The following is a 21291-nucleotide window of genomic DNA, read 5'->3' as shown; positions in this document are numbered from 1 at the left end:
CGACGGACGTGAAGAGGGGTAGCGCGATGGACGGCAGTAACGCCGGGCGGGCATACATAGGGTCGTTCACCTCGGCGGGCGGGCTCGGGGTCACCGCCGTCGCCGTCGACCGGGACACCGGAGCGCTCACCGTGCTCGCGAGCACGGACGCCGTCGCGGACCCGTCCTTCCTCGTGGCGGGCCACGCCCCCGGAACGGGTAGCGCGGTGCTGTACGCGGTCAGCGAGCAGCCCGACGGCGGCGCGGCAGCGCTCGACGTGAGGGGCGACGACGCTCCCCGGCTTCTCGGCGCCGCGCGACCCGTGGACGGCAGCAGCCCCACGCACCTCTGTCTTGCCGCGGGTCACCTCGTCACCGCCAACTACGGCTCCGGCAGCGTCACCGTCCTGCCCGTGAGGGCCGACGGTTCCCTCGGGCCCGCCGCCTCCGTACTGCGGCACGAGGGGGGCGGACCGGACGCGGACCGCCAGGACGGGCCGCACGCACACCAGGTGCTTGCCGACCCCTCGGGCCGGTGGCTGGTCAGTGTCGACCTCGGCACGGACTCCGTCCGCGTCTGCGCCCTCGACCCCGGCACAGGGCGGCTGCGGCTGCACACCGAGACGGCTCTGCGTCCCGGCACGGGGCCACGCCACCTGGCATTTCACCCGTCCGGGGGACACGTCTACGTCCTGAACGAACTCGAACCGACCCTGACCGTGTGCCGCTGGGACGGTGCCGGAGGGCGGCTCGACCCGGTCGGTGAGGTGTCGGTGCTGCCCTACGACGTGGCGGACGCGGGCAGGGTGGGTGGAACGCGCACGTACCCCTCCGAAGTGGTCGTGTCGCACGACGGACGGTTCCTGTGGACCGCCAACCGCGGCCACGACAGCATCTCCGTCCTCACGCTCGACGAGACGGCCGAGAAGCCGGTCCTGGCCGCGGCCGTGGGCTGCGGCGGGCACTGGCCCCGGGACCTCACCCTCGACCCCGGCGGGCAGTGGCTGTACGTCGCCAACGAGCACTCCGGCAACGTCAGCTGGTTCGCCCTCGACGCCGAGACCGGGATTCCGGCGCATGCGGGATCTCTGGACGTCCCGGCGGCTTCCTGCGTCGTCTTCGCCTGAGGCCCTGAGGCCCTGAGGCCCTGAGGCCCTGAGGCCCTGAGGCCCTGAGGCCCTGAGGCCCGAGACCTCAGGGCCGGCGCGTGACCCGCTGAGCGCCTGACGCGAGAGTCTGCGCCTTCCGCCCGAGGGACCCGATGCCCAGGACGTCCGCCGCCTGACACCACTGATGTCCCTGCTACCCCTGACGCCTGCACCGGGCACCCTCCCCGCAGGCGGGCCGCGGCCCGCGGGGCATTGCCGCGCCGTACGAGCCGGCCCGCCCCGGAGACGCGCGAGGCGGCACGGACCGGAGTGCCGGTCCGTGCCGCCTCGCGGGTGCGGGCGGACGCCGATCAGTGCGCGTGGACCGCTCCCTGCGGCGTCGCCGGCGTGATGCCGAGCGTCGTCGCGTACAACGAGAGCACGAGCTTGCCGATGGCCGGGTACGCGCCGAGCGGCTCGGCGGTCGCGCAGCCGACCTCCTTCGCCGCGTCTTCCAGCAGCTCGGCGTCGATCTCCGGGCCCACCAGATACGGTGCGAGCGCGAGCTGCGCGGAACCGGAGCCCCGCAGCTGCTCGGCGATCGAGGCCACCGAGCCGTCCACGTCCAGGGCGGCGGCCATCACCGGGACGGCGAGGCGGGCGGCCAGCAGCATGCCGGTGATACCGGCGGCCCGCACGGCCTCCTCGCCGCCGACCGTGGCGAGCACGATGCCGTCGGCCGCGGTCGCCACGGTGAACAGCCTGGCGCGGTCGGCGCGCGCCAGCCCGGCCTCCGAGAGGCGCACGTGCAGCGCCTCGGCGAGCAGCGGGTGCGGTCCGAGCACATCGGTCAGCTCGGCCTGCGTGCCGCTGTCCATGACCGCCTGCCGTATGCGCCGGAGCAGGGCGCTGTCCGGCCCCGCCAGCAGAGGAACGACGACGGCGGACGGGCCTTCGGGCTCGGCGACCTCACGGCCCGCGGCGACGGCCTGCTCGTAGCGCGCGGTGCGCTCGGCGGCGGCGTCGGCGAGTACGGAGGCGAGCGCGGGATACTCGGCGTCGTCACCGTCGAGGAAACCGATGCGGGCGTTCAGACCGGGCAGCTCGGAGCGGGCGATGCTGATGACTTCCTCGGCGAGGCCGCGCGTGGCCGAGGAGGGGGTACCGGGAACGGCGAGGACGAGCGCGGCAGCGCCCTCGGGTGCGACCACGGGCTCCGGGCGGCGGTGCCGTCCGGACTGGCGAGGTCGCGGCATTCGTACAGGCAGGCCGGAAGCGGGCCCAGTGGGGGTGCTCATGGCGTCGCATGCTACTGGCTTTGCCCGCAGCCCGTTTCGGGGAGGGGGCGGTCAGGCGTTATCTGTCCGTTTATGCCTGTTGGGCGGCATACCGGGCAACTGCCCTGCTCTGTCCGGACGCATAGCCGATCGAGACCCTTATGCTACCCCGGGTACACGGAGCAGGGTCGGATGGGCCGGCAGCCGTAGCGCCGAGCCGGCGAGGGCCCGGGCGATGTCCAGTGAGCCGTGCAGCGGATCGCCCGCCGCGGGCACCACCCGTGCCTGCGGAACCTGGTGCGCCAACTCGTCGCGCACCGGCCCCAGGAGCGGCTCGCCCATCCGGAACAGCCCGCCGGTCAGCGCGACTTCGCACACCCCGCTTCCGGTGGCACCGAGGTCCCCGGCTCCGGGGCACGCCGCCGCGGCCGCTTCGGCGATATGCGCGGCGGCCTTGCGGAGGATCCCGGCGGCCACGTCGTCGACCGCGGCGCACGCCGCGACCTCGGGAGCGAAGGAGGCGAGCAGCGCGGGCCGGTCGGTACGCGGGTAGAGCAGGCCGGGAAGGCCGGACGCCGATCCGAACACCGCTTCGAGGCGGGCCAGCAGCGCCGGGGACCCGCCGCTCCGGCCGTCGTGGGCGCGCATCGCCGCCTCCAGTCCGGCGCGGCCGATCCAGGCTCCGCCCCCGCTGTCCCCCAGCAGATGACCCCAGCCGTCGGCCCTGCGCCACACGGTGAGGTCGGTGCCGAGCGCGATCATGCCGGTGCCGGCCGCGACGACCGCCCCCGGCCGCTGCCCCAGCGCACCCGCGTACGCGGTCACCGCGTCGGCCGCCAGGGCCACCCGGCGTACACCCAGAGCCTCGGCGAGCGCGCCGGGCAGCCGCGCGCGCAGCTGATCTCCGAGCGTCGCCATTCCGGCGGCTCCCACCACCGCGGCGGCGACCGTCGCACCCGGACCGGCTCGATCCATCAGTTTCCGTGTCACGGGCAGGAGTTGACCCAGCAGGTGATCCGCATCGATGCCGCCCGGTCCCGTCCGTACCGGCTCGGCACAGGCGGCGGTGGACACCGGATGCCCGGTCTCCACCGTGCCGAGTGCCACCCGTAGTCCGGATCCGCCCGAGTCGACCCCGAGGACGAACGGACCCGCCGGGGTCACGGCAACTGCCAGTCGACCGGCTGCGCCCCCTGGCGCTCCAGAAGTTCGTTGGTCCGGCTGAACGGCCGCGAGCCGAAGAAGCCGCGGTCCGCGGACATGGGGGAGGGGTGCGAGGACTCGATCGCCGGGTAGTCGCCGAGGACCGGGCGCAGATTGCGGGCGTCGCGCCCCCACAGGATCGACACCAGCGGAGTGCCACGGGCCACCAGCGCCTTGATGGCCTGCTCGGTGACCTCCTCCCAGCCCTTGCCCCGGTGCGCCGCCGGTCGCCTGGGCGCCGTGGTCAGGGCCCTGTTGAGCAGGAGTACCCCCTGCCGGGTCCAGGGTGTCAGATCGCCGTTGGAGGGCCTGGGGACTCCCAGATCCGCCTGGAGCTCCCGGAAGATGTTCTCCAGGCTTCCCGGCAGTGGGCGGACCTCGGGTGCCACCGCGAAGCTCAGGCCGATCGCGTGCCCCGGAGTCGGGTAGGGGTCCTGCCCGACGATCAGGACGCGCACCTCCTCGAACGGCTGCTGGAACGCCCGGAGGACGTTCGGCCCCGCGGGCAGGTAGGTGCGCCCCGCGGCGATCTCCGTGCGCAGGAACTCGCCCATGCCGGCGACGCGTTCGGCCACGGGCTCAAGGGCTTGCGCCCACCCCGGCTCGACGATTTCTTTCAACGGTCGTGCTGCCACGGGGCGCACTCTACTGGTGCTCCACCGGTGTGACGACCACACCGGTCACCTGCCGGTCAGCGGAGCACCACCGCCCGCACGCACAGGACGTCGGGCAGATGCGAGGCGAGCTGCTGCCAGGTGTCGCCGTCGTCCGCGCTCGCGTACACCTCGCCGTTGCGATTGCCGAAGTAGACGCCGGCCGGGTCGGCGTCGTCCGTGCACAGCGCGTCCCGCAGCACCGTGCCGTAGTGGTCGCCCTCCGGGAGGCCGCGGGTGAGCGGTTCCCAGGTCTCTCCGGCGTCCTGTGTGCGGAAGATCCTGCAGCGGCGGCCGGCCGGGACCCTGTCCGCGTCGGCGTTGATCGGGAAGACGTAGAACGTGTCCGCGCGGTGCGGGTGGGCCGCGGCCGCGAAGCCGAAGTCGGAGGGCAGGCCCGCGCCGATGTCGGTCCAGCTGTCCCCGGAGTCGTCGCTGCGGAAGACGCCCCAGTGGTTCTGCAGGTAGAGCCGGTCGGGGTCGGCGGCGTCCCGGGTCACCTTGTGCACACACTGGCCGAACTCCGGATCCGGGTCGGGCAGGAACACCGCCGAGACCCCCTTGTTGGCGGGTGTCCACCGCTCGCCGCCGTCCTTGGTGCGGAACACCCCCGCCGTGGAGACCGCGACCGTCACCGCCCCCGCGTCGCGTGGGTCGGTCAGAATGGTGTGCAGGCCCTCGCCGCCCCCGCCGGGCACCCACCGGGACCTCGTCGGGTGCTCCCACAGGGACCGGACCAGCTCGAAGGACTCACCGCCGTCCTCGGAGCGGAAGAGCGCGGCGGGTTCGGTGCCCGCGTACACGACCCCCGGGGCTTCGGGCCCGGCGGGCTGCAGCTGCCAGACACGCTCCAGGGAAGTCTCGGTGAACTGCGGGAACTTCACGGCCGGTCGTTCCGGCTCGACCCAGGTCGCGCCCAGGTCGTCGGAGTGGAAGACCGACGGGCCCCAGTGGGCGCTGTCGCCGCCGGCCAGCAACCGGGGTGACGGTCCGCGGGTGTCGATCGCGATCGAGTAGATCGCCTGCGCGTTGAAGTGCGGCTCACCGAACTCCCATGTGCCGCCGCGTCTACGGCCGATGAAGAGCCCTTTGCGGGTGCCTACGGTGAGCAGTACGTCGGTCATGACACAGCCTCCCGAAACGCCGTTGTGCCGGATACGGGTCAGTCTGCACCCGACCACTGACAAGGGTCCGCAGCTACGGCATACGCCCAGGTCACGGCGGCGGAGGCTGAGGTCATGGCGCGTCGGCGGTGAACGCGCAGCGGCTTCGCGCCGTGCGCGACGGCGGGGGCCGCCGCTCCGGGGGCCGACCGCACCCGGCAGGCCGCCGGCCGGCGAGCCGCCCTCTGCCCGCCGGCCGGGTGTACGACCGTCACCGGTCACCGGTCACCGAACACCCGGTCAGGCGTCAGCGCTGTCCCCCCTACTGGCGTGCCGTCAGCGTCCGTGCGCCCACGCGGAGCGTTCGTCGGAGCCGGCGAGGCGCCGTTGCCGGACCCTCCCGCCGTCGCCTCCACCGGCGCGTCGTCGGAGCCCGCGCCCGCGCGGAGCCCGCGCCCGCGCGGAGCCCGCGAGCGCTCCACCGAGTGCCGTCCACCGCGCGGCCCCGCGCACGCCGGACCGCACGGAGCGTTCAGCGCGCCGGGGGTGCCGTGCTGCTGCGGACCACGAGGCTCGTCGCCAGGTCGACCCGGGTCGTCGCGGGCTGCCGCCCCCTGCCGAGGTCGAGGACCAGGCGCGCGGCCGTCTCCGCCATCTCGATGAGCGGCTGGCGCACCGTCGTGAGCGGCGGACCGATCCAGCGGGTCAGTGGCAGGTCGTCGAACCCGACGACGCTGAGGTCCTCCGGGATCCGCAGCCCCAGCTCACGCGCGGCCTCGTACACGCCCAGCGCCTGGAGGTCGTTCCCCGCGAAGATCGCGGTGGGCGGCTGAGGCAGGCGCAGCAGCTCCAGACCCGCCGTGTACCCGTCCTCGTGGTGGAACTCGCCCTCCCGGACGAGCTCGGGGTCCATCGGCACGCCCGAGGTCTCCAGGGCGGCGCGGTAGCCGTCGAGCCGGGCGCGGCTGCACATCATCCGCGCGGGTCCGCCGATGATGCCGATCCGCCGGTGGCCCAGACCTGTCAGATGGCGGGTGGCGGCCAGGCCGCCCTGCCAGTTGGCCGCTCCGACCGAGGGGATGTCGTCGCCCGGGTCACCCGCCGGATCGACCACGACGAACGGGATGGAACGGCTGTTCAACTGGGCGCGCTGGGCCGCGTCGAGGTCCGACAGCACCAGGATGACCCCGGCGGGGCGGCGCGCCAGGACGCCGTCCACCCAGGTCTGCCCCGGCGTGAGCCGGCCGGCACTCTCCGAGAGCACCAGGCTGAGGCCCTCCTCCCGGGCGACGTTCTCGACACCCCGGACGACCTCCATCGCCCAGGCGCTGTCCAACTCGTGGAAGACCAGGTCGATCAGCTGGGACTGCTGGGAGGCACCGCGCCTGCGGCGGTAGCCGTGCCGCAGCAGCAGCTCCTCCACCTTCGCACGCGTGCCCGGGGCGACGTCGGCACGCCCGTTCAGCACCTTCGAAACTGTCGGAGCCGAAACTCCGGCCGCTCGAGCGATCTCTGCCAGCGTGGCAGTGCTCTCCGACGTCTCGCCGACGGACACCTTCTCCGGTTGGGGCTGGACCTTTGCAGGGCTCATGCGTGAATCGTAGCTTCCCGCCGCCTCACACAGGTGCGTGCGAAGGATCGTAAATCCTTGCTCCTGCCCTCTTGACGGCCCCGCAACACGACCGTACGGTTCCGGCAACATTCGAGGGGAAAACCGAAACATTCGATAGAGGTGCGGTCATGCGGTCGGGTATTTTCAGGCAGGGCACACGTACGACGAGAGGTGCCGCGGCGGGCGCCGCGATGGCCATGGCCGCGCTCCTGGCGGGCTGCGGCTCCGGGGCCGGTGGATCGGACGACGGCACCCTCACCGCTTACGTCTACGGCGACGACGCGGTCACGGTGCAGCAGGCCGCGGTGGACACGTTCAACAAGACGTCCGACGTCAAGGTGAAGCTGGTGTCGGTCCCCGGCACCGACTACGTGAACAAGCTGCGCAGCGCCATGGGATCGCCCAGTGCCCCGGACATCTTCTTCAACTGGGGCGGCGGCTCCATCAAGCCGTACGTCGACTCCGACGACCTCGTGGACCTGACCTCGACGGTCAAGGACGACCCGACCCTCAAGGACGGCTTCCTGCCGTCGGTCATGACCGCGGGCGGCCTCGACGGAAAGATCTACGGGGTGCCGATGCGCGGCATGCAGCCCGTGATGCTCTTCTACAACAAGGCCCTTTTCGCCGAGCACAAGATCGAGCCCCCCAAGACCTGGGAGGACCTGCAGAAGGCCGTCACCACCTTCAAGGACGCGGGTATCACCCCCTTCGCGCTCGGCGGCGCCGACAAGTGGCCCGAGCTGATGTGGATGGAGTACCTGCTGGACCGCATCGGCGGACCCGAGGTCTTCCGGAAGATCCAGAATGGTGACACCGACGGCTGGGGCGACCCCGCGGTGCTCACGACGGCCCGGACGGTCAAGAAGCTGATCGACGACGGCGCCTTCGGCAAGAACTTCCACTCGGTCGACTACGGCAACGGCGGAGCCCCGACCCTGCTGAACAAGGGCAAGGCCGCGATGCACCTCATGGGCTCGTGGGAGTACTCCACCCAACTGGGCAAGGCCCCCGAGTTCGCCAGGAAGGACCTCGGCTGGACCGCCTTCCCGACTGTGGCCGGCGGCGTCGGCGACCCGGCGAACGTGGTGGGCAACCCCACCAACTACTGGTCCGTCAACGCCCGCACGAAGCACAAGGACGCCGCCGTCGCGTTCCTGAAGGCGATGGCGTCCGAGAGTTACTCCAAGGCGCTCGTCGACAACGGTGACATCCCCACCACCTCCGACGCCGCCTCGATGCTGAGTGCCTCGCCCAACCCCGCCTTCGCGCACGACCAGTACGAGATGGTCCAGAAGGCCCCGGACTTCACCCTCTCGTGGGACCAGGCGCTGGAGTCCCGGTACGCCACCCCCCTGCTCACCGAGATCAGCAAGCTGTTCGCGGGCAGGAGCACGCCCGAGCAGTTCGTCGCAGCGATGAAGGCCGCCAAGTAGCCATGTCAGTCCAGACTCCGCATGCCGAGCGCCGCGGAGACAGGAAGGCGGCCGTCGGCAACGTCGGCCGCCCGCCGGTCGGCTGGGCCGTGCCCGGCATCCTGTTCTTCGCCCTCTTCGCGATCGTCCCCCTGGCGATCGCCGTCTACCTCTCCTTCACCACCTGGGACGGGCTCGACTCCCCGGCCCTGACGGGTCTCGACAACTGGACCCGGCTGTTCGAGGACTCCGAATTCGGCCAGGCCGCCTGGCTGACCCTCCTGCTCACGACGATCAGCTGGGCCTTCCAGACCCCGGTCGCCCTCCTGCTGGGCGTCTGGGCGGCGGGCCGTCAGCGGAGCCGGGCCGTGCTGTCGGCGGTCTTCTTCGTCCCGCTGCTGCTGTCCACCACCGCGATCGCCATGCTCTTCCACGCCCTGCTGGACCCCAACTTCGGTGTCATCGAGGAAATCGGCCCCTGGATCGGCGTCGACCCGAACATCATGGGCTCCTCCACCGGAGCCCTGCTCGTCGTGGCGTTCGTGGGCGGCTGGCAGTTCATGCCCTTCCACACGCTGATCTACCAGGGCGGCGCCCGGCAGATCCCCGAAGTCCTCTACCAGGCGGCGTCCATCGACGGCGCGGGCATGGTCCGGCAGTTCTTCCACATCACGCTGCCCCAGCTCCGCCACACCATGACGACCTCGTCGGTGCTGATGATCGTCGGCTCGCTGACCTACTTCGACACCGTGCTCATCATGACCAAGGGCGGTCCCGGCACGGACACCACGATCCTGCCCTACCTGATGTACCGGACCGGCTTCCAGACCTACGACCTCGGCTACGCGGCGGCCATCGCGACCGCACTCGTCATCGTGGCCACCGGTCTGTCGCTGCTCCTGGTCCGCTTCAGCGGCTTCGGATCCATGCGGTCCACCCGGGAAGGTATGTGACGAGATGTCCATCGACACCCGCCCCGCCGCACCGCGGCGTACCTCGTCCGTTCCGCGGCGCATGAGGAGCGTGCCCCGCCCCCGGCGCAGGACGGGCAACCCGGTGGCCGGCATCGGCTCGCTGATCTGGCTCGTCGTCGTCCTCGTACCGCTCTACACGCTGCTCTCCTCGTCCCTGATGCACCAGGACGAAGCGCTGAACGGCGATCCGCTGGCGTTCCCGACGGACCCGACGCTCGACAACTACACCACCGTGCTGGACAGCGGATTCCTCCCGCTGCTCGGCAACACCGCGATCGTCGCGGTGGCCACGGTCGTCCTCGTCCTCGCCCTGTCCGTCCCGGTGGCGTACGTGGCCGTCCGCACCCGCAGCCGCCTCTCGTCGCTCGCCTTCCGGACCTTCCTGCTCGGTGTGGCCATCCCGGCGCAGGCGGTGATCGTTCCCCTGTACCTGCTCATCGGCAAGATGGGGCTCTACGACAGCCTGTGGGCGGTCATCCTGCCCACCGCCGCCTTCGCGATGCCCGTCGCCGTCCTGGTGCTCAGCGGCACCATGCGCGACGTCTCCGAGGAGATGTACGAGGCGATGGCGCTGGACGGCGCCTCGCCCGGGCGGATGCTCTGGCAGCTGGCGGTCCCGCTCTCCAAAGGCGGCATCAGCACCGTGGCGATCTTCTCCGCCCTTCAGGCCTGGAACGGCTTCCTGTTCCCCCTGATCCTCACGCAGTCGGAGGAGAACCGCGTCCTGACACTGGGGCTGTTCACCTTCATGACCCAGTTCGGAGTGAACATCCCCGCGGTCCTCGCGGCGATCGTCCTCTCCGTCGTACCCGTCTTCGCCGTGTACCTCGTGGCCCGGCGGGCGCTCGTCGACGGACTGATGGGGGTGGGCGGCAAATAGGACACCCCTGCCGCCCCGGACCACCGCACTCATGAGAGGAACCCCTGCCGCCATGGCAATCCCCCCTGCCCCGCACGCCCGTGAAGCCGGACCGGTGCCCGCCGTCGACGGTCCGTGGCGCGACCCTTCGCTGAGTCCCGGGGCACGCGTGGCCGACCTGGCCGCCCGGATGACCCTCGAGGAGAAGGCCGCCCAGCTGTACGGCATCTGGGTGGGCGCCGACGCCGACGGTGACGGAGTCGCACCGCACCAGAACGACATGGTCGACCCGGTCGACTTCGAGGAGCTCACCACCCGCGGACTCGGCCAGCTCACCCGGCCGTTCGGCACCGCCCCGGTGGACCCGGGCGTCGGCGCCGTCGCGCTGGCCAGGGCCCAGGCCAGGATCGTCGCGGCGGGGCGGTTCGGCATCCCCGCGGTCGCCCACGAGGAGTGCCTGGCCGGATTCACCGCCTGGGGGGCCACCGCCTACCCCGTCCCGCTCGCCTGGGGCGCGGCCTGGGACCCGGAGCTGGTCGCCGAGATGGCGCGGCGGATCGGCGAGGACATGCGGTCGGTCGGCGTCCACCAGGGGCTCGCCCCCGTCCTGGACGTCGTACGCGACCTGCGCTGGGGCCGCGTCGAGGAGACCATCGGCGAGGACCCCTACCTGGTCGCGACCATCGCCACGGCGTACGTCCGGGGCCTGGAGTCCTCCGGAATCGTCGCCACGCTCAAGCACTTCGCCGGGTACTCCGCCTCGGCCGGCGCGCGCAACCTCGCCCCGGTCAGGGCCGGCGGCCGGGAGATGGCCGACGTCATCCTGCCGCCGTTCGAGATGGCGGTCCGCGAGGGCGGCGCCCGTTCGGTGATGCACTCGTACGCCGAGATCGACGGGGTCCCGGTGGCCGCCGACCCGGCCCTGCTCACCGGACTCCTCAGGGACACCTGGGGATTCACCGGAACGGTGGTCGCCGACTACTTCGGCATCGGCTTCCTGGAGACCCTGCACAGGATCGCGTCCGACCGGCCGGACGCGGCCCGGCTGGCCCTCACGGCCGGTGTCGACGTGGAACTGCCCACCGTGCGCAGCTACGGTGACGCGCTGGTCGCCGCCGTACGCGAGGGAACCGTCCCCGAGGAGCTGGTGGACCGCGCCCTGTACCGCGTCCTGCTCCAGAAGTGCGAACTCGGCCTGCTCGACCCGGACCTCACCGTCCGTCCGGCCGTCCTGGAGGGCGTGGATCCGGAGGAGGCGCGGGGAGCCGTGGACCTCGACCCGCCCCGGAACCGTGCTCTGGCCCGGCTGCTCGCCGAGCGGTCCTGCGTCCTGCTGGCCAATCCGGAGGGGGCGCTGCCGCTGAGGGGCACCGGCCGGATCGCGGTCGTCGGACCGCGCGCCGACGACCCGCTGGCGATGCTCGGCTGCTACTCCTTCCCGAGCCACGTCGGCGTCCAGCACCCCGGGTCCCCGATGGGCATCGCCGTGCCGACCCTGCTGGAGGCGCTCCGCGAGGAGTTCCCGGGCGCCCGCGTCGACTACGCGCAGGGCTGCGACGTCGACGGCCCGGACGCCTCCGGAATCGAGGCCGCCGCCGCGCTCGCGTCCGGAGCCGACGTCTGTGTCGCCGTACTCGGCGACCGGGCCGGGCTGTTCGGCCGCGGCACCTCCGGCGAGGGCTGCGACGCGGCGGACCTGGCCCTGCCCGGTCTCCAGGCCGGGCTGCTCGACGCGCTGCTCGCGACGGGCACCCCCGTCGTCCTGGTGCTGCTGACGGGACGTACGTACGCACTCGGCGGCCGGGCGGACCGGCTGGCCGGCTGTGTGCAGGCGTTCTTCCCGGGGGAGGAGGGCGGCTCCGCGCTGGCGGGGGTCCTCTCGGGGCGGGTCAACCCCTCGGGGCGGCTGCCCATCGGCGTCCCCGACGGTCCGGGCGGGCAGCCGTGGACCTACCTGCAGCCGCCGCTGGGCCTGGTCAACGGGGTCAGCAGCCTCGACCCCACGCCGCTCCACCCCTTCGGCCACGGGCTCTCGTACACCTCCTTCACCTGGGAGCCGGGCCCGGAAGTTCCTGCGGAGCTGCCCACGGACGGCGCCACCGACCTGGAACTGACGGTCCGCAACACCGGCGACCGGGACGGCGCCGAGGTGGTCCAGCTCTACGTCCACGACCCCGTCGCCCAGACCACGCGCCCGGAGTCACGGCTCATCGGCTACGCACGCGTGCCGCTCGCCGCGGGGGAGGCCCGCCGGGTGCGCTTCCGGTTCCACGCCGACCTGGTGTCGTTCACCGGGGTCGGCGGACACCGGATCGTCGAGCCGGGGGAGCTGGAACTGCGCTTCGCGTCCTCCAGCGCCCCCGCAGACGTCCGGCACACGGTGCGGCTTCGGCTCACCGGACCCGAGCGGGCCGTGGACCACCGGCGCCACATGGTCTGCGCGGTCTCCCTGGAGCCGGCGCCCGCCGAGGGGGAACGGCCGGCGTAGCGGACGGCAGGCAGGAGGCGGATCGGCCCCTGCCCGCCCCGCTCCGGACCCCGTTGTGAGTGCGGGGAGGTTGCCGAAAGTTTCGAAGGCCGCCGCGTCCGCCCTGTCGTACGCCGGAGGGCTCCCGCGATGTGCCCCTGCGACCTGAGCCGGACCGCCACGGTGCACCGCGTCGGCCGCCCGGGGATCCCTGTGCTGAAATTCTGGAGGGCCGACCTCACGGGGGCCCCGCAGTACCCCCGTGGCGGACACCGGCGGCGTCAGGCCCAGCCATCTGGGCCCGCCGGAGGGCCTCCGGCTCGGCCGGGCCGGAGCGGGACAGTGGGGCATGAGGAGGCGCGGGATGGGCATCGGATTCCAGGACACCGAGGGGCGCGGCGGGACGCTGGAGGTGGTCCCCGCGCCGGCGGAGGGGGCGCCCGGGGTCGGCATCCGGGCCGAGGGCCCGTCGGTCCGTGCCGCCTGGTCCTGCTCGCCGGCGGCGGCCAGGGAACTGGCCGCCGCGCTCCTCCGGGCGGCCGCCGAGGCGGAGAGCGCCGGGACGGCGGAGCCCGTCATGGTCCAGGCGCGTGACCTGGAACGCGGCGACGTGCGGGACGCGGACCGCTTCATGAGGGTGGAAGCCGTCCGGACGGACGGGGCGAACGTCCAGGTGACCTGGAGCTCCGGCGGCGGGCGCAGCTGGAGTCAGCTGTACGCGGGGGACACAGGGATCCGTCTGCGCCGGCGGGGGCGCCCCGGGGGAGGCTGAGGCGGGGCGGCCGACGCGTCGGGTTCGTACGAGAGACTTCGTAATTCGAGAGTCGCCGTAGTACGGTAATTCTCGTAGTACGGTGAATCTCGTAGTACGGTGAATCTCGTACGACGTGGTGGTCCGGCGTGTCCGGACGACCCACCCTGCCCGCCGTCGCACCCCGAGGAAGCGGAGACCCCCGTGAGTTCACTCTTCGAGCCCTATGCCCTGCGCTCGCTGTCCGTGCCCAACCGCGTCTGGATGGCGCCCATGTGCCAGTACAGCGCGGAGACGTCCGGGCCGGAGGCCGGCGTGGCCAACGACTGGCACTTCACGCACTACGCCGCCCGCGGGGCGGGCGGAACCGGCCTCGTACTCGTCGAGGCGACCGCGGTGAGCCCCGAGGGCAGGATCAGCCCCGCCGACCTGGGGATCTGGAACGACCGGCAGACGGAAGCCTTCCGCCGTATCACCGACTTCCTCGCCCGGCAGGGCACCGTCCCCGGCATCCAGCTCGCCCACGCCGGCCGCAAGGCCTCGACCGACCGCCCCTGGCGCGGTGGCGGCCCCCTCCAGGCCGGAACCCAGGGAGGCGAGGGCTGGCAGCCGGTCGCCCCGAGCCCCCTCCCGTACGACGAGGGCCACCTCGTGCCCGCCGAGCTGACCGTCGACGGTATCCAGGAGATCGTCGGCCACTTCGCCGACGCCGCCCGCCGGGCGCTCGCGGCCGGTTTCAAGGTCGCGGAGATCCACGGCGCCCACGGCTACCTCATCGGCCAGTTCCTCTCCCCGCACAGCAACCACCGCACGGACGCCTACGGCGGCTCGTTCGAGAACCGCGTCCGCTTCGCCCTGGAGGTCGTGGACGCCGTACGGGCCGTGTGGCCCGAGGAACTCCCGCTGTTCTTCCGCATCTCCGCCACCGACTGGCTGACCGAGAACGCGGACGACGAGCGTGAGGGATGGACCGCCGACGACACGGTCCGCCTCGCCCGTGAACTGCGCGCCCACGGCATCGACCTGCTGGACGTCTCGACCGGAGGGCTCGCCCCCAGGGCGCGGATCCCCGTGGAGCCGGGCTACCAGGTGCCGTTCGCCGCCCGGGTGCGCGCGGAGACGGGCCTCCCGGTGGCCGCGGTCGGGCTCATCACCGACCCCGTCCAGGCCGAGAAGATCCTCGCCGACGGCAGCGCGGACGCCGTCCTGCTCGGCAGGGAACTGCTGCGAGACCCCTACTTCGCCCGCAGCGCGGCGCGTGCGCTCGGAGGCGACGTGCGGGCGCCCGAACAGTACGGCTACGCCGTCTGACAGGCGGCCGCGCGGGTAGCCTGGGGTCCGATGTCCACTCCACAGGGCCCCACCTTCCGCGAACTGGCCGTGCAGGCGCTGTCCTCGACGATGCGCGGGTACGACCTGCTCGCCCCGAAGTTCGACGGGTCGCCCTACCGGACCCCCGACAGGGTGCTCGAAGCGGTCGGCCGGGCGGTGCGTCCGCTCGGGCCGTTCGACCGCGGCCTGGACGTGTGCTGCGGCACCGGAGCGGGGGTGGGGGTCCTGCGCGGGCTATGCAGGGAGCGTGTCACCGGCGTCGACTTCAGTGCGGGCATGCTCGCCGTGGCGCGGTCGGCGCGGACCGGGGCCGGGGGCCCCGCGGTCGACTGGGTGCGGGCCGACGCGCGGGCGCTGCCCTTCGCCCCCGTCTTCGATCTGGCCCTGAGCTTCGGGGCTTTCGGGCACTTCCTGCCGGGGGAGCGCCCCGGCCTCTTCGCACAGGTGCGTGCCTCGCTGCGGCCGGGCGGCACGTTCGCCTTCCCGGTCGGAGCGCCGCCCGAGGTGGGCTCGTGGGCGTACTGGTCGCTGCTCGGCTTCGACGCGGCCATGCGGGTGCGCAACGCGCTGTGGCGCCCCCGGTTCGTCATGTACTACCGCACCTTCCCGCTCACCGAGGTGAAGGACGATCTCGAGCGCGCCGGGTTCGCGGTACGGCTGCTCCCGCTGGAGGAGCTGGGAAGCAGGCCCGACGGCAGCCCCCGCGCCCGCCTCGTCGTGGCCACCCGGCAGTAGAACAGTGAAACAACTACGACAGCTCTCGTACAATGGGTGTCCCTGGACGAACTGGAGCCACTGTGACGTCGAACGCCGGCCGTGCGCTCGCCCACCCCTCGCGCGAGGAGATCCGCGTCGAAGGTGTGCTCCACGCGCTCTCCGATCCGATACGGCTGCGCATCGTGCGCCAGCTGGCCCACGACGCCGCCGAGCTGGCCTGCTCCCGCTTCGACCTCCCGGTGTCCAAGTCCACCAGCACGCACCACTTCCGGGTGCTGCGCGAGAGCGGGGTCATCCAGCAGTTCTACCGCGGCACGGCCAAGCTGAGCGGCCTGCGCACGGACGACCTGGACGCCCTCTTCCCCGGCCTCCTGGACAGTGTCCTCGGCGCGGCCGACCTGCAGGCGAAGCGCCTGGAAGCGGGCGCGCGGGCAGACGCCCCCGAAACGTCGGGCCTCCAGGGCTGAGATCCGTCCCGCGGCGCGCGACGACGGCTCCGGGCCCTCGCCGCGTTGCCGGGGTCGTCCCGGCACCTGGTGTACCGGGGCGGCACTCCGCCGTGCGATCGCCCGCACCGGGCGCAGGCCGGCCCGCCCTCCGGTCGGATGACGCTCGTTTCGGAACACGCCCTGCGACCGGTCAGCGGCAGGCGTCAGGCCCCGCCCGTCGGCGGGGAGCCGGCGCCTGGAGCCCTCCCGCTGCGTCACGGCCGGTTCCCGCCCCGGGCCGCGCCCAGCAGCCCAGGCCAGTCCGCGATCTTCACCCGGCCGCGGCCGAGCGAGTGCCCGAGCGCGGCCTCGGCGCGTTCGATCGACAGCCAGCCGTCCCACTCCACCGGCCGCAACCCCTGCGCGCGCAGCGCGCCCAGCGGATCGGCCGGCACCTCCCTGGCGGCCAGCAGCGGCGCGTCGTCGACCAGCGAGGCGACGGTCTCCTTGGCGCAGGGCCTGTTCGAGCCGATGACGCCCGTAGGACCCCGCTTGATCCACCCCGCGACGTACTCGCCGGGCGAGGCCACCCCGTCCCTGAGGACCCGGCCACCCACGTGCGGCACCGTCCCGCGTACCGGGTCGAAGGGCAGCCCGGCCAGCGGCGTCCCCCGGTACCCCACCGCCCGCAGGACGAGCCCCGCCTCGATGTCCTCGAAGTCGCCGGTGTCCCGGATGCCGCCCGCGCCGTCGGGAGCGGTACGCGCGAACCGTACGCCGGCGACCCGCCCGCCCCTCTCCAGCAGCTCCACCGGCCGCAGGAAGAACCGCAGCCGGACGGTGCGCTCCCGTTCCGGCGCCCCCCGCGCCGACCAGCCGTGCAGCACCTCCAGATTGCGCCGGACGACCGCGGGCGGCGGCGCTGCTCCCGGGCCGCCCGCGAGGGCCGACCAGACCGGGTCCAGGGCCAGTTCGGCGCCGTCCACGACCGTCCGGGCGCCCGGCAGCGCGCCGAGTTCGCGGAGCTCCTTGGTGGTGAACCTGGCCTGCGAGGGGCCCCGCCTGCCCACGATGTGCACCTCGCGAAGCTGGCTCGCCTCCAGGGCCTCCAGCACGGCACGCGGTACGTCGGTGGAGCGCAGCTCGGCAGCGCCCCGGGCCAGGATCCGGGCCACGTCGACCGCGACGTTACCGACCCCCAGGACCACGGCCGCGCGTGCCCGGAGCGCGAAGGCGTCGACCGCCGCGTCCGGGTGGGCGCTGTACCAGGAGACGAAGTCGGTGGCCGAAAGGCTGCCGGGCAGCTCCTCGCCCGGCACGCCGAGCGGCCGGTCGGCCGACGCGCCGACGCAGTAGACCACCGCGTGGTAGAGCTCCTTGAGCCGGGCGGGTGACGGACCGGTTTCGCCGCCCACCTCGACATGGCCGGCGAAGGTGATCCGCTCGTCCTCCAGAACGGCCCGCAGGCTGCTCTGGAGTGACTTGATCTTCTCGTGGTCGGGCGCCACCCCGTAACGGACCAGACCGTACGGGGCGGGCAGCCTGTCCAGCACGTGCACCCGCACGTCCGGTACCCGCGACTGCTGCACAAGGGCCTGGGCCGTGTAGACCCCGCTGGGGCCCGAACCGACGACGGCGACACGGAGCACGGCGCACCTCTTCCCGCAGGATGCCTCCAGCATGGCACCGGCCGGCACAACGAGGCAGGGGCGCGCGGACCGTCAGGCCATCAGTCCGCGCATCCGGTCGATCTCCACCGTCTGCTGGGCCATCACGTCGTTGGCCATCTCCTCGACCAGGACGTTGTTGCCGTCCGCGAGCGCCTCGGCCGCCATGGTGACCGCCCCCTGGTGGTGGGTGATCATCAGTTCCAGGAACAGCTGGTCGAACGCCTTGCCCCGCGCCGCACGCAGACGGTCGAGCTGCGCCTCGGTCGCCATACCCGGCATCGCGGAGTGGTCGTGGGTCTCCGCACGGCCCTCGCCGCCGTTGTTCTTCAGCCACCCCTCCATGGCACCGATCTCCGGCTTCTGGCCTGCCGAGATGCGCTCCGCGAGCCGTTCGACGGAGGGCGAGGCCGCCCGGCCGGGGACGAGAGCGGTGAGCACGAGTGCCTGCTCGTGATGCGCGATCATCATCCGGGCGTAGCGGAAGTCGGCGGAGTTGGGGGTGTCGTCCCCCGCGGCCTTCGCCGCGTCCGCGGCCGACAGTGTCCGGGCCGGCTCGCCCGGCCTCCCGGGGGCCACCACCGTGAGGCCCTTGTCCGGCCCGGCCTTCGCCCCGTCCTCGGAGCCTCCGTCGTCGCAGGCGCCCAAGGCCAGTACGGCGGCGACGAGCGTCGTCGCCAGAGCGGTTGCGCGCATGCGCGTGGTCCGACGGGGCATCAACACGGCGACCTCCAGTGCCACATGGGTGTGTGGGAAACCGTCCTAACACCTTCCACGGGCCGTTGATCAAAAACTTTCATTACGTCTCTGTTGCCATCTGTTGGTGTGTACATGAGAGGGACGATACTGCCGGAGTCCAGGAACCGTTCGCCTACGAACGGATACAAGGGAGGACGCAGTGACCTCGTTGCACACCACCAGCGTGCGGCGCAGACGTCTGGGTGTGGCGGCAGCCGCGGCCGGGCTCATCGCCACTCTGCTGACGGCCGGACCCGCGGCCGCGACGCCCGACCCCGGCGACACCGCCACCACGCGCAGCGGTGTTTCCGTGAGCCAGCAGGCCGAAGCCCGGGCCGCCATCGAGAGCGGCGAGATACCCGGCGTGGACGAGATCGTCCACAGCGACAACATCGAGCACCTCGCCAACGTCCCCAAGGACGCGCTGCGGGGGCTCAACACTGACCTGGCCTTCCAGGGGAAGTACGCCTACGCCGGCAACTACGACGGCTTCCGCATCTTCGACATCAGCGACCCCAGGAGCCCGAGGACGGTCGCACAGGTCCTCTGCCCCGGATCGCAGAACGACATCTCGGTCTCCGGGAACCTGCTCTTCCTGTCGACCGACTCCTCGCGCAGCGACAACTCGTGTGCGAGCACGACACAGCCCGCCACGGAGAAGTCCTCCTGGGAGGGCATGAAGGTCTTCGACATCAGCGACAAGCGCAACCCGAAGTACGTCGCCGCCGTCGAGACCGCGTGCGGGTCGCACACCCACACGATCGTGCCCGAGCGCAAGAACGTGTACGTGTACGTCTCCTCGTACTCGCCCAACGAGGCGTTCCCCGACTGCCAGCCGCCGCACGACGGGATCTCCGTCATCAAGGTGCCGCGCAGCGCCCCCGAGAAGTCCCGGATCGTGAACTTCCCGGTGCTCTTCCCGGACGGCGGCAACCCGGGCGCGCCGACCAACCCCGGCGTCTCCAAGACCACCGGGTGCCACGACATCACCGTGCTGCCGTCGAAGGACCTGGCTGCCGGGGCGTGCATGGGCGACGGTCTGCTGTTCTCCATCGAGGACCCGGAGAACCCGAAGATCATCGACCGGGTGCAGGACAACGTGAACTTCGCCTTCTGGCACTCCGCGACCTTCAACCAGAAGGCCGACAAGGTCGTCTTCACCGATGAGCTCGGCGGCGGCGGCGCGGCCACCTGCAACGACGAGGTCGGTCCCCACCGCGGGGCCGACGGCATCTACGACATCACCGGCCGGGGCGACCACCGCAAGCTGGTCTTCCGGAGCTACTTCAAGATCGACCGCCCGCAGGCCGACACCGAGGTCTGCGTCGCGCACAACGGGTCGATCATCCCGGTGAAGGGCAAGGACCTGATGGTCCAGGCCTGGTACCAGGGCGGGGTGTCGGTGTGGGACTTCACCGACTCCTCGACGCCGAAGGAGATCGCGTACTTCGAGCGCGGTCCGGTCTCGACGGACGCGGTCACGACGGCCGGCCCCTGGTCGGCGTACTACTACAACGGCTACATCTACTCCAACGACATCGCCAAGGGCTTCGACGTCCTGAAGCTCGACGACCGGCGGACGGACCCGGCCGAGAAGGTGCGGCTTCCGGAGCTCAACGTGCAGACGCAGCCGGACTACTTCGACCGCTGACCCCGGCCGCACCATCCGGCCGGAGAGAACGCACGCGACCCGCCGGGCGGCTTCCGCCCGGCGGGTCGCGGCTCCGCCGCGGTCGTAGCGAGCGGAGCCGTTAATTCATTGACCGACGACCCGCGCGGCGACATGCTGTACCCCTGATTCCGGCGACGCGGGGGATCGCCGGAATCAGCGCGGGGGCGCCCACCCCTGTCCCCGCCCGGCGCGGCGGACCCGCCCACGGCGTCAGGCGGCCGGCCGCACGCTCGTACCCGCCGCAGCCGCCCACTCCGCCAGCAGGCGCTGGTACTCCTTCTCGTCCTCCCGGGACAACAGTCCGCCCGAACGCTGCCACAGGGCGCGGATCTCCTCGTTGACCACGGAGACGGGACGCACGGAGACGGACGTGTTCGGATTCGGGGACATGTCACCCAGGTTAGGGCCCGGGTCCGGCACTTCACCCCCGTGAGCGCAGGGATATCCCTCACACCGTCTCCCGGAAATTTTCACGGCGGGTGCTGGCCGCGGCACGGCGTGGGTGGTTTCCGGCGCGCTACACCAGTCCGAGGGCCCGGAGCCCGTCCGGGCGTTCCGCCACGGGCAGGTGGTCCACGTAGCGCACGTCACAGCCCAGCGCCGCCGCCCCGCCGTCCGCACGGCGGTCGTCACCGCCGTCGAGCGGGCGGCTCCACAACGCCGCCCTCCTCGTCACCGGCCACCCGGCGCGCTCCGTACGCGGCAGCGCAGAGGGCCGTCACGGCTCCGCCCAGCAGCAGCCCGCCCACCACATCGGACAGCCAGTGCACCCCCAGGTAGAGGCGGGTGAAGGCCACACCCAGCACGGAGACGACGGCCACCACGACAGCCGTCCGCCACAGCAGCGGTGCGGCGCCGTACAGACGCAGCAGCCACAGCAGCAGCCCGCAGGTCACCATCGCCGTCATGGCGTGGCCCGACGGGAAGGCGGCGTAATGCGCCGAGTCCACAGGATCCGGCCACTGCGGACGCTCCCGCCCCACCGCGGACTTCAGCGCCTGCTGCAGGACGGTCGCCAGAAGGCTGGTCGCCGCCACCCATCCGGCGAGCCGAGGCGCCCCGCGCCACCACAGGGCGATCACCACCACGGCGGTCAGGACGCGCATCGTCCAGGGATCCCATACCCAGTCCGTCAGGACCCGGTTGAGGTGGACCAGCCCCGGCTCCGTCACGGCTCCGCGGTGCAGCGACCTGGCCACGGTGCCGTCCAGGGACATCAGCGGCGGCCATCGCACCGCGACGAGAGCGGTCAGGGCTGCGGAGAGAAGGGCGCAGACGACGCCCGCGCCCAGCAGGAGTGAGGTGCGGTGTGAGGCGCGCGGCGGGGAGAGGGTAGGGGAGTGCATGGGAGCGATC

General features: G+C 72.4%; 19 protein-coding genes and 1 pseudogene. 10 read left to right on the top strand and 10 right to left on the bottom strand.

Annotated elements, in window-relative coordinates:
- Positions 1 to 26: 26 nt before the first annotated feature.
- On the top strand, positions 27 to 1106 hold the full coding sequence (locus tag ACH4VO_RS07945) for a lactonase family protein (protein WP_360984731.1): 1080 nt from the start codon (positions 27 to 29) through the stop codon (positions 1104 to 1106).
- Between the two features lie 332 nt (positions 1107 to 1438).
- Here ACH4VO_RS07945 and ACH4VO_RS07940 read toward each other — a convergent pair whose 3' ends face one another.
- The 5 genes from ACH4VO_RS07940 to ACH4VO_RS07920 form a co-directional block, all read right to left on the bottom strand.
- A complete protein-coding gene (locus ACH4VO_RS07940; RefSeq protein ID WP_360984734.1) occupies positions 1439 to 2365 on the bottom strand; it encodes a hypothetical protein in 927 nt (308 codons plus the stop codon).
- A 138-nt stretch (positions 2366 to 2503) separates the two neighbouring features.
- Positions 2504 to 3520, bottom strand: a complete 1017-nt coding sequence (locus ACH4VO_RS07935) for an N-acetylglucosamine kinase (RefSeq protein WP_398440904.1) — start codon at positions 3518 to 3520, stop codon at positions 2504 to 2506.
- Entirely contained in the window at positions 3505 to 4182 is a 678-nt protein-coding gene (locus ACH4VO_RS07930) for a uracil-DNA glycosylase (protein ID WP_360984740.1), read from the bottom strand. The genes ACH4VO_RS07935 and ACH4VO_RS07930 overlap by 16 nt, the downstream gene beginning before the upstream one ends.
- A 56-nt stretch (positions 4183 to 4238) precedes the next feature.
- Complete coding sequence (locus ACH4VO_RS07925; RefSeq protein WP_360984743.1) at positions 4239 to 5324, bottom strand: exo-alpha-sialidase; 1086 nt, start codon at positions 5322 to 5324, stop codon at positions 4239 to 4241.
- Positions 5325 to 5835: 511 nt separating this feature from the next.
- Positions 5836 to 6894, bottom strand: a complete 1059-nt coding sequence (locus tag ACH4VO_RS07920; protein ID WP_360984746.1) for a LacI family DNA-binding transcriptional regulator — start codon at positions 6892 to 6894, stop codon at positions 5836 to 5838.
- Positions 6895 to 7106: 212 nt separating this feature from the next.
- Here ACH4VO_RS07920 and ACH4VO_RS07915 point away from each other — a divergent pair, with 212 nt between their 5' ends.
- The 8 genes from ACH4VO_RS07915 to ACH4VO_RS07880 all read left to right on the top strand — a co-directional run bounded on the left by ACH4VO_RS07915 (position 7107) and on the right by ACH4VO_RS07880 (position 15897).
- Positions 7107 to 8351 (top strand): extracellular solute-binding protein, encoded by a 1245-nt coding sequence (locus ACH4VO_RS07915; RefSeq protein ID WP_360985069.1) that lies wholly within the window; start codon positions 7107 to 7109, stop codon positions 8349 to 8351.
- Between the two features lie 2 nt (positions 8352 to 8353).
- Positions 8354 to 9283: a sugar ABC transporter permease gene (locus ACH4VO_RS07910; RefSeq protein ID WP_360984749.1), complete on the top strand. Its 930-nt coding sequence runs from the start codon at positions 8354 to 8356 to the stop codon at positions 9281 to 9283.
- Positions 9284 to 9287: 4 nt separating this feature from the next.
- Positions 9288 to 10184 carry a carbohydrate ABC transporter permease gene (locus ACH4VO_RS07905; protein ID WP_360984752.1) on the top strand — a complete coding sequence of 299 codons (897 nt, stop codon included), beginning with the start codon at positions 9288 to 9290 and terminating at the stop codon, positions 10182 to 10184.
- A gap of 52 nt (positions 10185 to 10236) precedes the next feature.
- Positions 10237 to 12651 (top strand): glycoside hydrolase family 3 N-terminal domain-containing protein, encoded by a 2415-nt coding sequence (locus tag ACH4VO_RS07900; protein ID WP_360984755.1) that lies wholly within the window; start codon positions 10237 to 10239, stop codon positions 12649 to 12651.
- A gap of 343 nt (positions 12652 to 12994) precedes the next feature.
- Positions 12995 to 13402, top strand: coding sequence for a hypothetical protein (locus ACH4VO_RS07895; RefSeq protein WP_360984758.1), 408 nt, complete (start codon positions 12995 to 12997; stop codon positions 13400 to 13402).
- A gap of 183 nt (positions 13403 to 13585) precedes the next feature.
- Positions 13586 to 14692 carry an NADH:flavin oxidoreductase/NADH oxidase gene (locus ACH4VO_RS07890; RefSeq protein ID WP_360984761.1) on the top strand — a complete coding sequence of 369 codons (1107 nt, stop codon included), beginning with the start codon at positions 13586 to 13588 and terminating at the stop codon, positions 14690 to 14692.
- Positions 14693 to 14722: 30 nt separating this feature from the next.
- On the top strand, positions 14723 to 15448 hold the full coding sequence (locus ACH4VO_RS07885) for a class I SAM-dependent methyltransferase (protein ID WP_360984764.1): 726 nt from the start codon (positions 14723 to 14725) through the stop codon (positions 15446 to 15448).
- Between the two features lie 32 nt (positions 15449 to 15480).
- Positions 15481 to 15897 carry a helix-turn-helix domain-containing protein gene (locus ACH4VO_RS07880; RefSeq protein WP_398440897.1) on the top strand — a complete coding sequence of 139 codons (417 nt, stop codon included), beginning with the start codon at positions 15481 to 15483 and terminating at the stop codon, positions 15895 to 15897.
- A gap of 236 nt (positions 15898 to 16133) precedes the next feature.
- Here ACH4VO_RS07880 and ACH4VO_RS07875 read toward each other — a convergent pair whose 3' ends face one another.
- Both ACH4VO_RS07875 and ACH4VO_RS07870 read right to left on the bottom strand, forming a co-directional pair.
- Entirely contained in the window at positions 16134 to 17507 is a 1374-nt protein-coding gene (locus ACH4VO_RS07875; protein ID WP_360984770.1) for an FAD-dependent oxidoreductase, read from the bottom strand.
- Between the two features lie 72 nt (positions 17508 to 17579).
- Entirely contained in the window at positions 17580 to 18242 is a 663-nt protein-coding gene (locus ACH4VO_RS07870) for a DUF305 domain-containing protein (protein WP_360985072.1), read from the bottom strand.
- Between the two features lie 181 nt (positions 18243 to 18423).
- On the opposite strand from ACH4VO_RS07870, the gene ACH4VO_RS07865 reads away from it, so the two are divergent.
- The gene (locus ACH4VO_RS07865; protein WP_360984773.1) at positions 18424 to 19914 is read left to right on the top strand and encodes a hypothetical protein; all 1491 of its coding nucleotides are present in this window, start codon (positions 18424 to 18426) and stop codon (positions 19912 to 19914) included.
- 231 nt (positions 19915 to 20145) lie between these two features.
- Here the strand turns inward: ACH4VO_RS07865 and ACH4VO_RS07860 are convergent, their stop codons facing one another.
- The 3 genes and pseudogenes from ACH4VO_RS07860 to ACH4VO_RS07850 form a co-directional block, all read right to left on the bottom strand.
- Positions 20146 to 20325 (bottom strand): hypothetical protein, encoded by a 180-nt coding sequence (locus ACH4VO_RS07860; RefSeq protein ID WP_360984776.1) that lies wholly within the window; start codon positions 20323 to 20325, stop codon positions 20146 to 20148.
- A 127-nt stretch (positions 20326 to 20452) separates the two neighbouring features.
- Positions 20453 to 20569 (bottom strand): annotated as a pseudogene (locus ACH4VO_RS07855) (hydrolase); the annotation flags it as partial.
- Positions 20565 to 21281, bottom strand: a complete 717-nt coding sequence (locus ACH4VO_RS07850; RefSeq protein WP_360984779.1) for a phosphatase PAP2 family protein — start codon at positions 21279 to 21281, stop codon at positions 20565 to 20567. The gene ACH4VO_RS07850 and the pseudogene ACH4VO_RS07855, both read right to left, overlap by 5 nt.
- Positions 21282 to 21291 lie beyond the last annotated feature (10 nt).

Origin of the sequence: Streptomyces sp. NPDC020780, assembly GCF_044334475.1 — a bacterium.
In the GTDB taxonomy this organism is placed as follows: domain Bacteria; phylum Actinomycetota; class Actinomycetes; order Streptomycetales; family Streptomycetaceae; genus Streptomyces.
The sequence above is the reverse complement of the archived record's forward strand: the minus strand, read 5'-3'. Positions and strand labels throughout refer to the sequence as shown.

Coding starts and splice junctions, on each gene's coding strand:
- ACH4VO_RS07945 (WP_360984731.1), top strand. CDS start 27: ATGGACGGCAGTAACGCCGGGCGGGCATACATAGGGTCGTTCACCTCG.
- ACH4VO_RS07940 (WP_360984734.1), bottom strand. CDS start 2,365: ATGAGCACCCCCACTGGGCCCGCTTCCGGCCTGCCTGTACGAATGCCG.
- ACH4VO_RS07925 (WP_360984743.1), bottom strand. CDS start 5,324: ATGACCGACGTACTGCTCACCGTAGGCACCCGCAAAGGGCTCTTCATC.
- ACH4VO_RS07920 (WP_360984746.1), bottom strand. CDS start 6,894: ATGAGCCCTGCAAAGGTCCAGCCCCAACCGGAGAAGGTGTCCGTCGGC.
- ACH4VO_RS07915 (WP_360985069.1), top strand. CDS start 7,107: ATGGCCATGGCCGCGCTCCTGGCGGGCTGCGGCTCCGGGGCCGGTGGA.
- ACH4VO_RS07910 (WP_360984749.1), top strand. CDS start 8,354: ATGTCAGTCCAGACTCCGCATGCCGAGCGCCGCGGAGACAGGAAGGCG.
- ACH4VO_RS07905 (WP_360984752.1), top strand. CDS start 9,288: ATGTCCATCGACACCCGCCCCGCCGCACCGCGGCGTACCTCGTCCGTT.
- ACH4VO_RS07900 (WP_360984755.1), top strand. CDS start 10,237: ATGGCAATCCCCCCTGCCCCGCACGCCCGTGAAGCCGGACCGGTGCCC.
- ACH4VO_RS07895 (WP_360984758.1), top strand. CDS start 12,995: ATGGGCATCGGATTCCAGGACACCGAGGGGCGCGGCGGGACGCTGGAG.
- ACH4VO_RS07885 (WP_360984764.1), top strand. CDS start 14,723: ATGTCCACTCCACAGGGCCCCACCTTCCGCGAACTGGCCGTGCAGGCG.
- ACH4VO_RS07880 (WP_398440897.1), top strand. CDS start 15,481: ATGGGTGTCCCTGGACGAACTGGAGCCACTGTGACGTCGAACGCCGGC.
- ACH4VO_RS07870 (WP_360985072.1), bottom strand. CDS start 18,242: ATGCCCCGTCGGACCACGCGCATGCGCGCAACCGCTCTGGCGACGACG.
- ACH4VO_RS07860 (WP_360984776.1), bottom strand. CDS start 20,325: ATGTCCCCGAATCCGAACACGTCCGTCTCCGTGCGTCCCGTCTCCGTG.
- ACH4VO_RS07850 (WP_360984779.1), bottom strand. CDS start 21,281: ATGCACTCCCCTACCCTCTCCCCGCCGCGCGCCTCACACCGCACCTCA.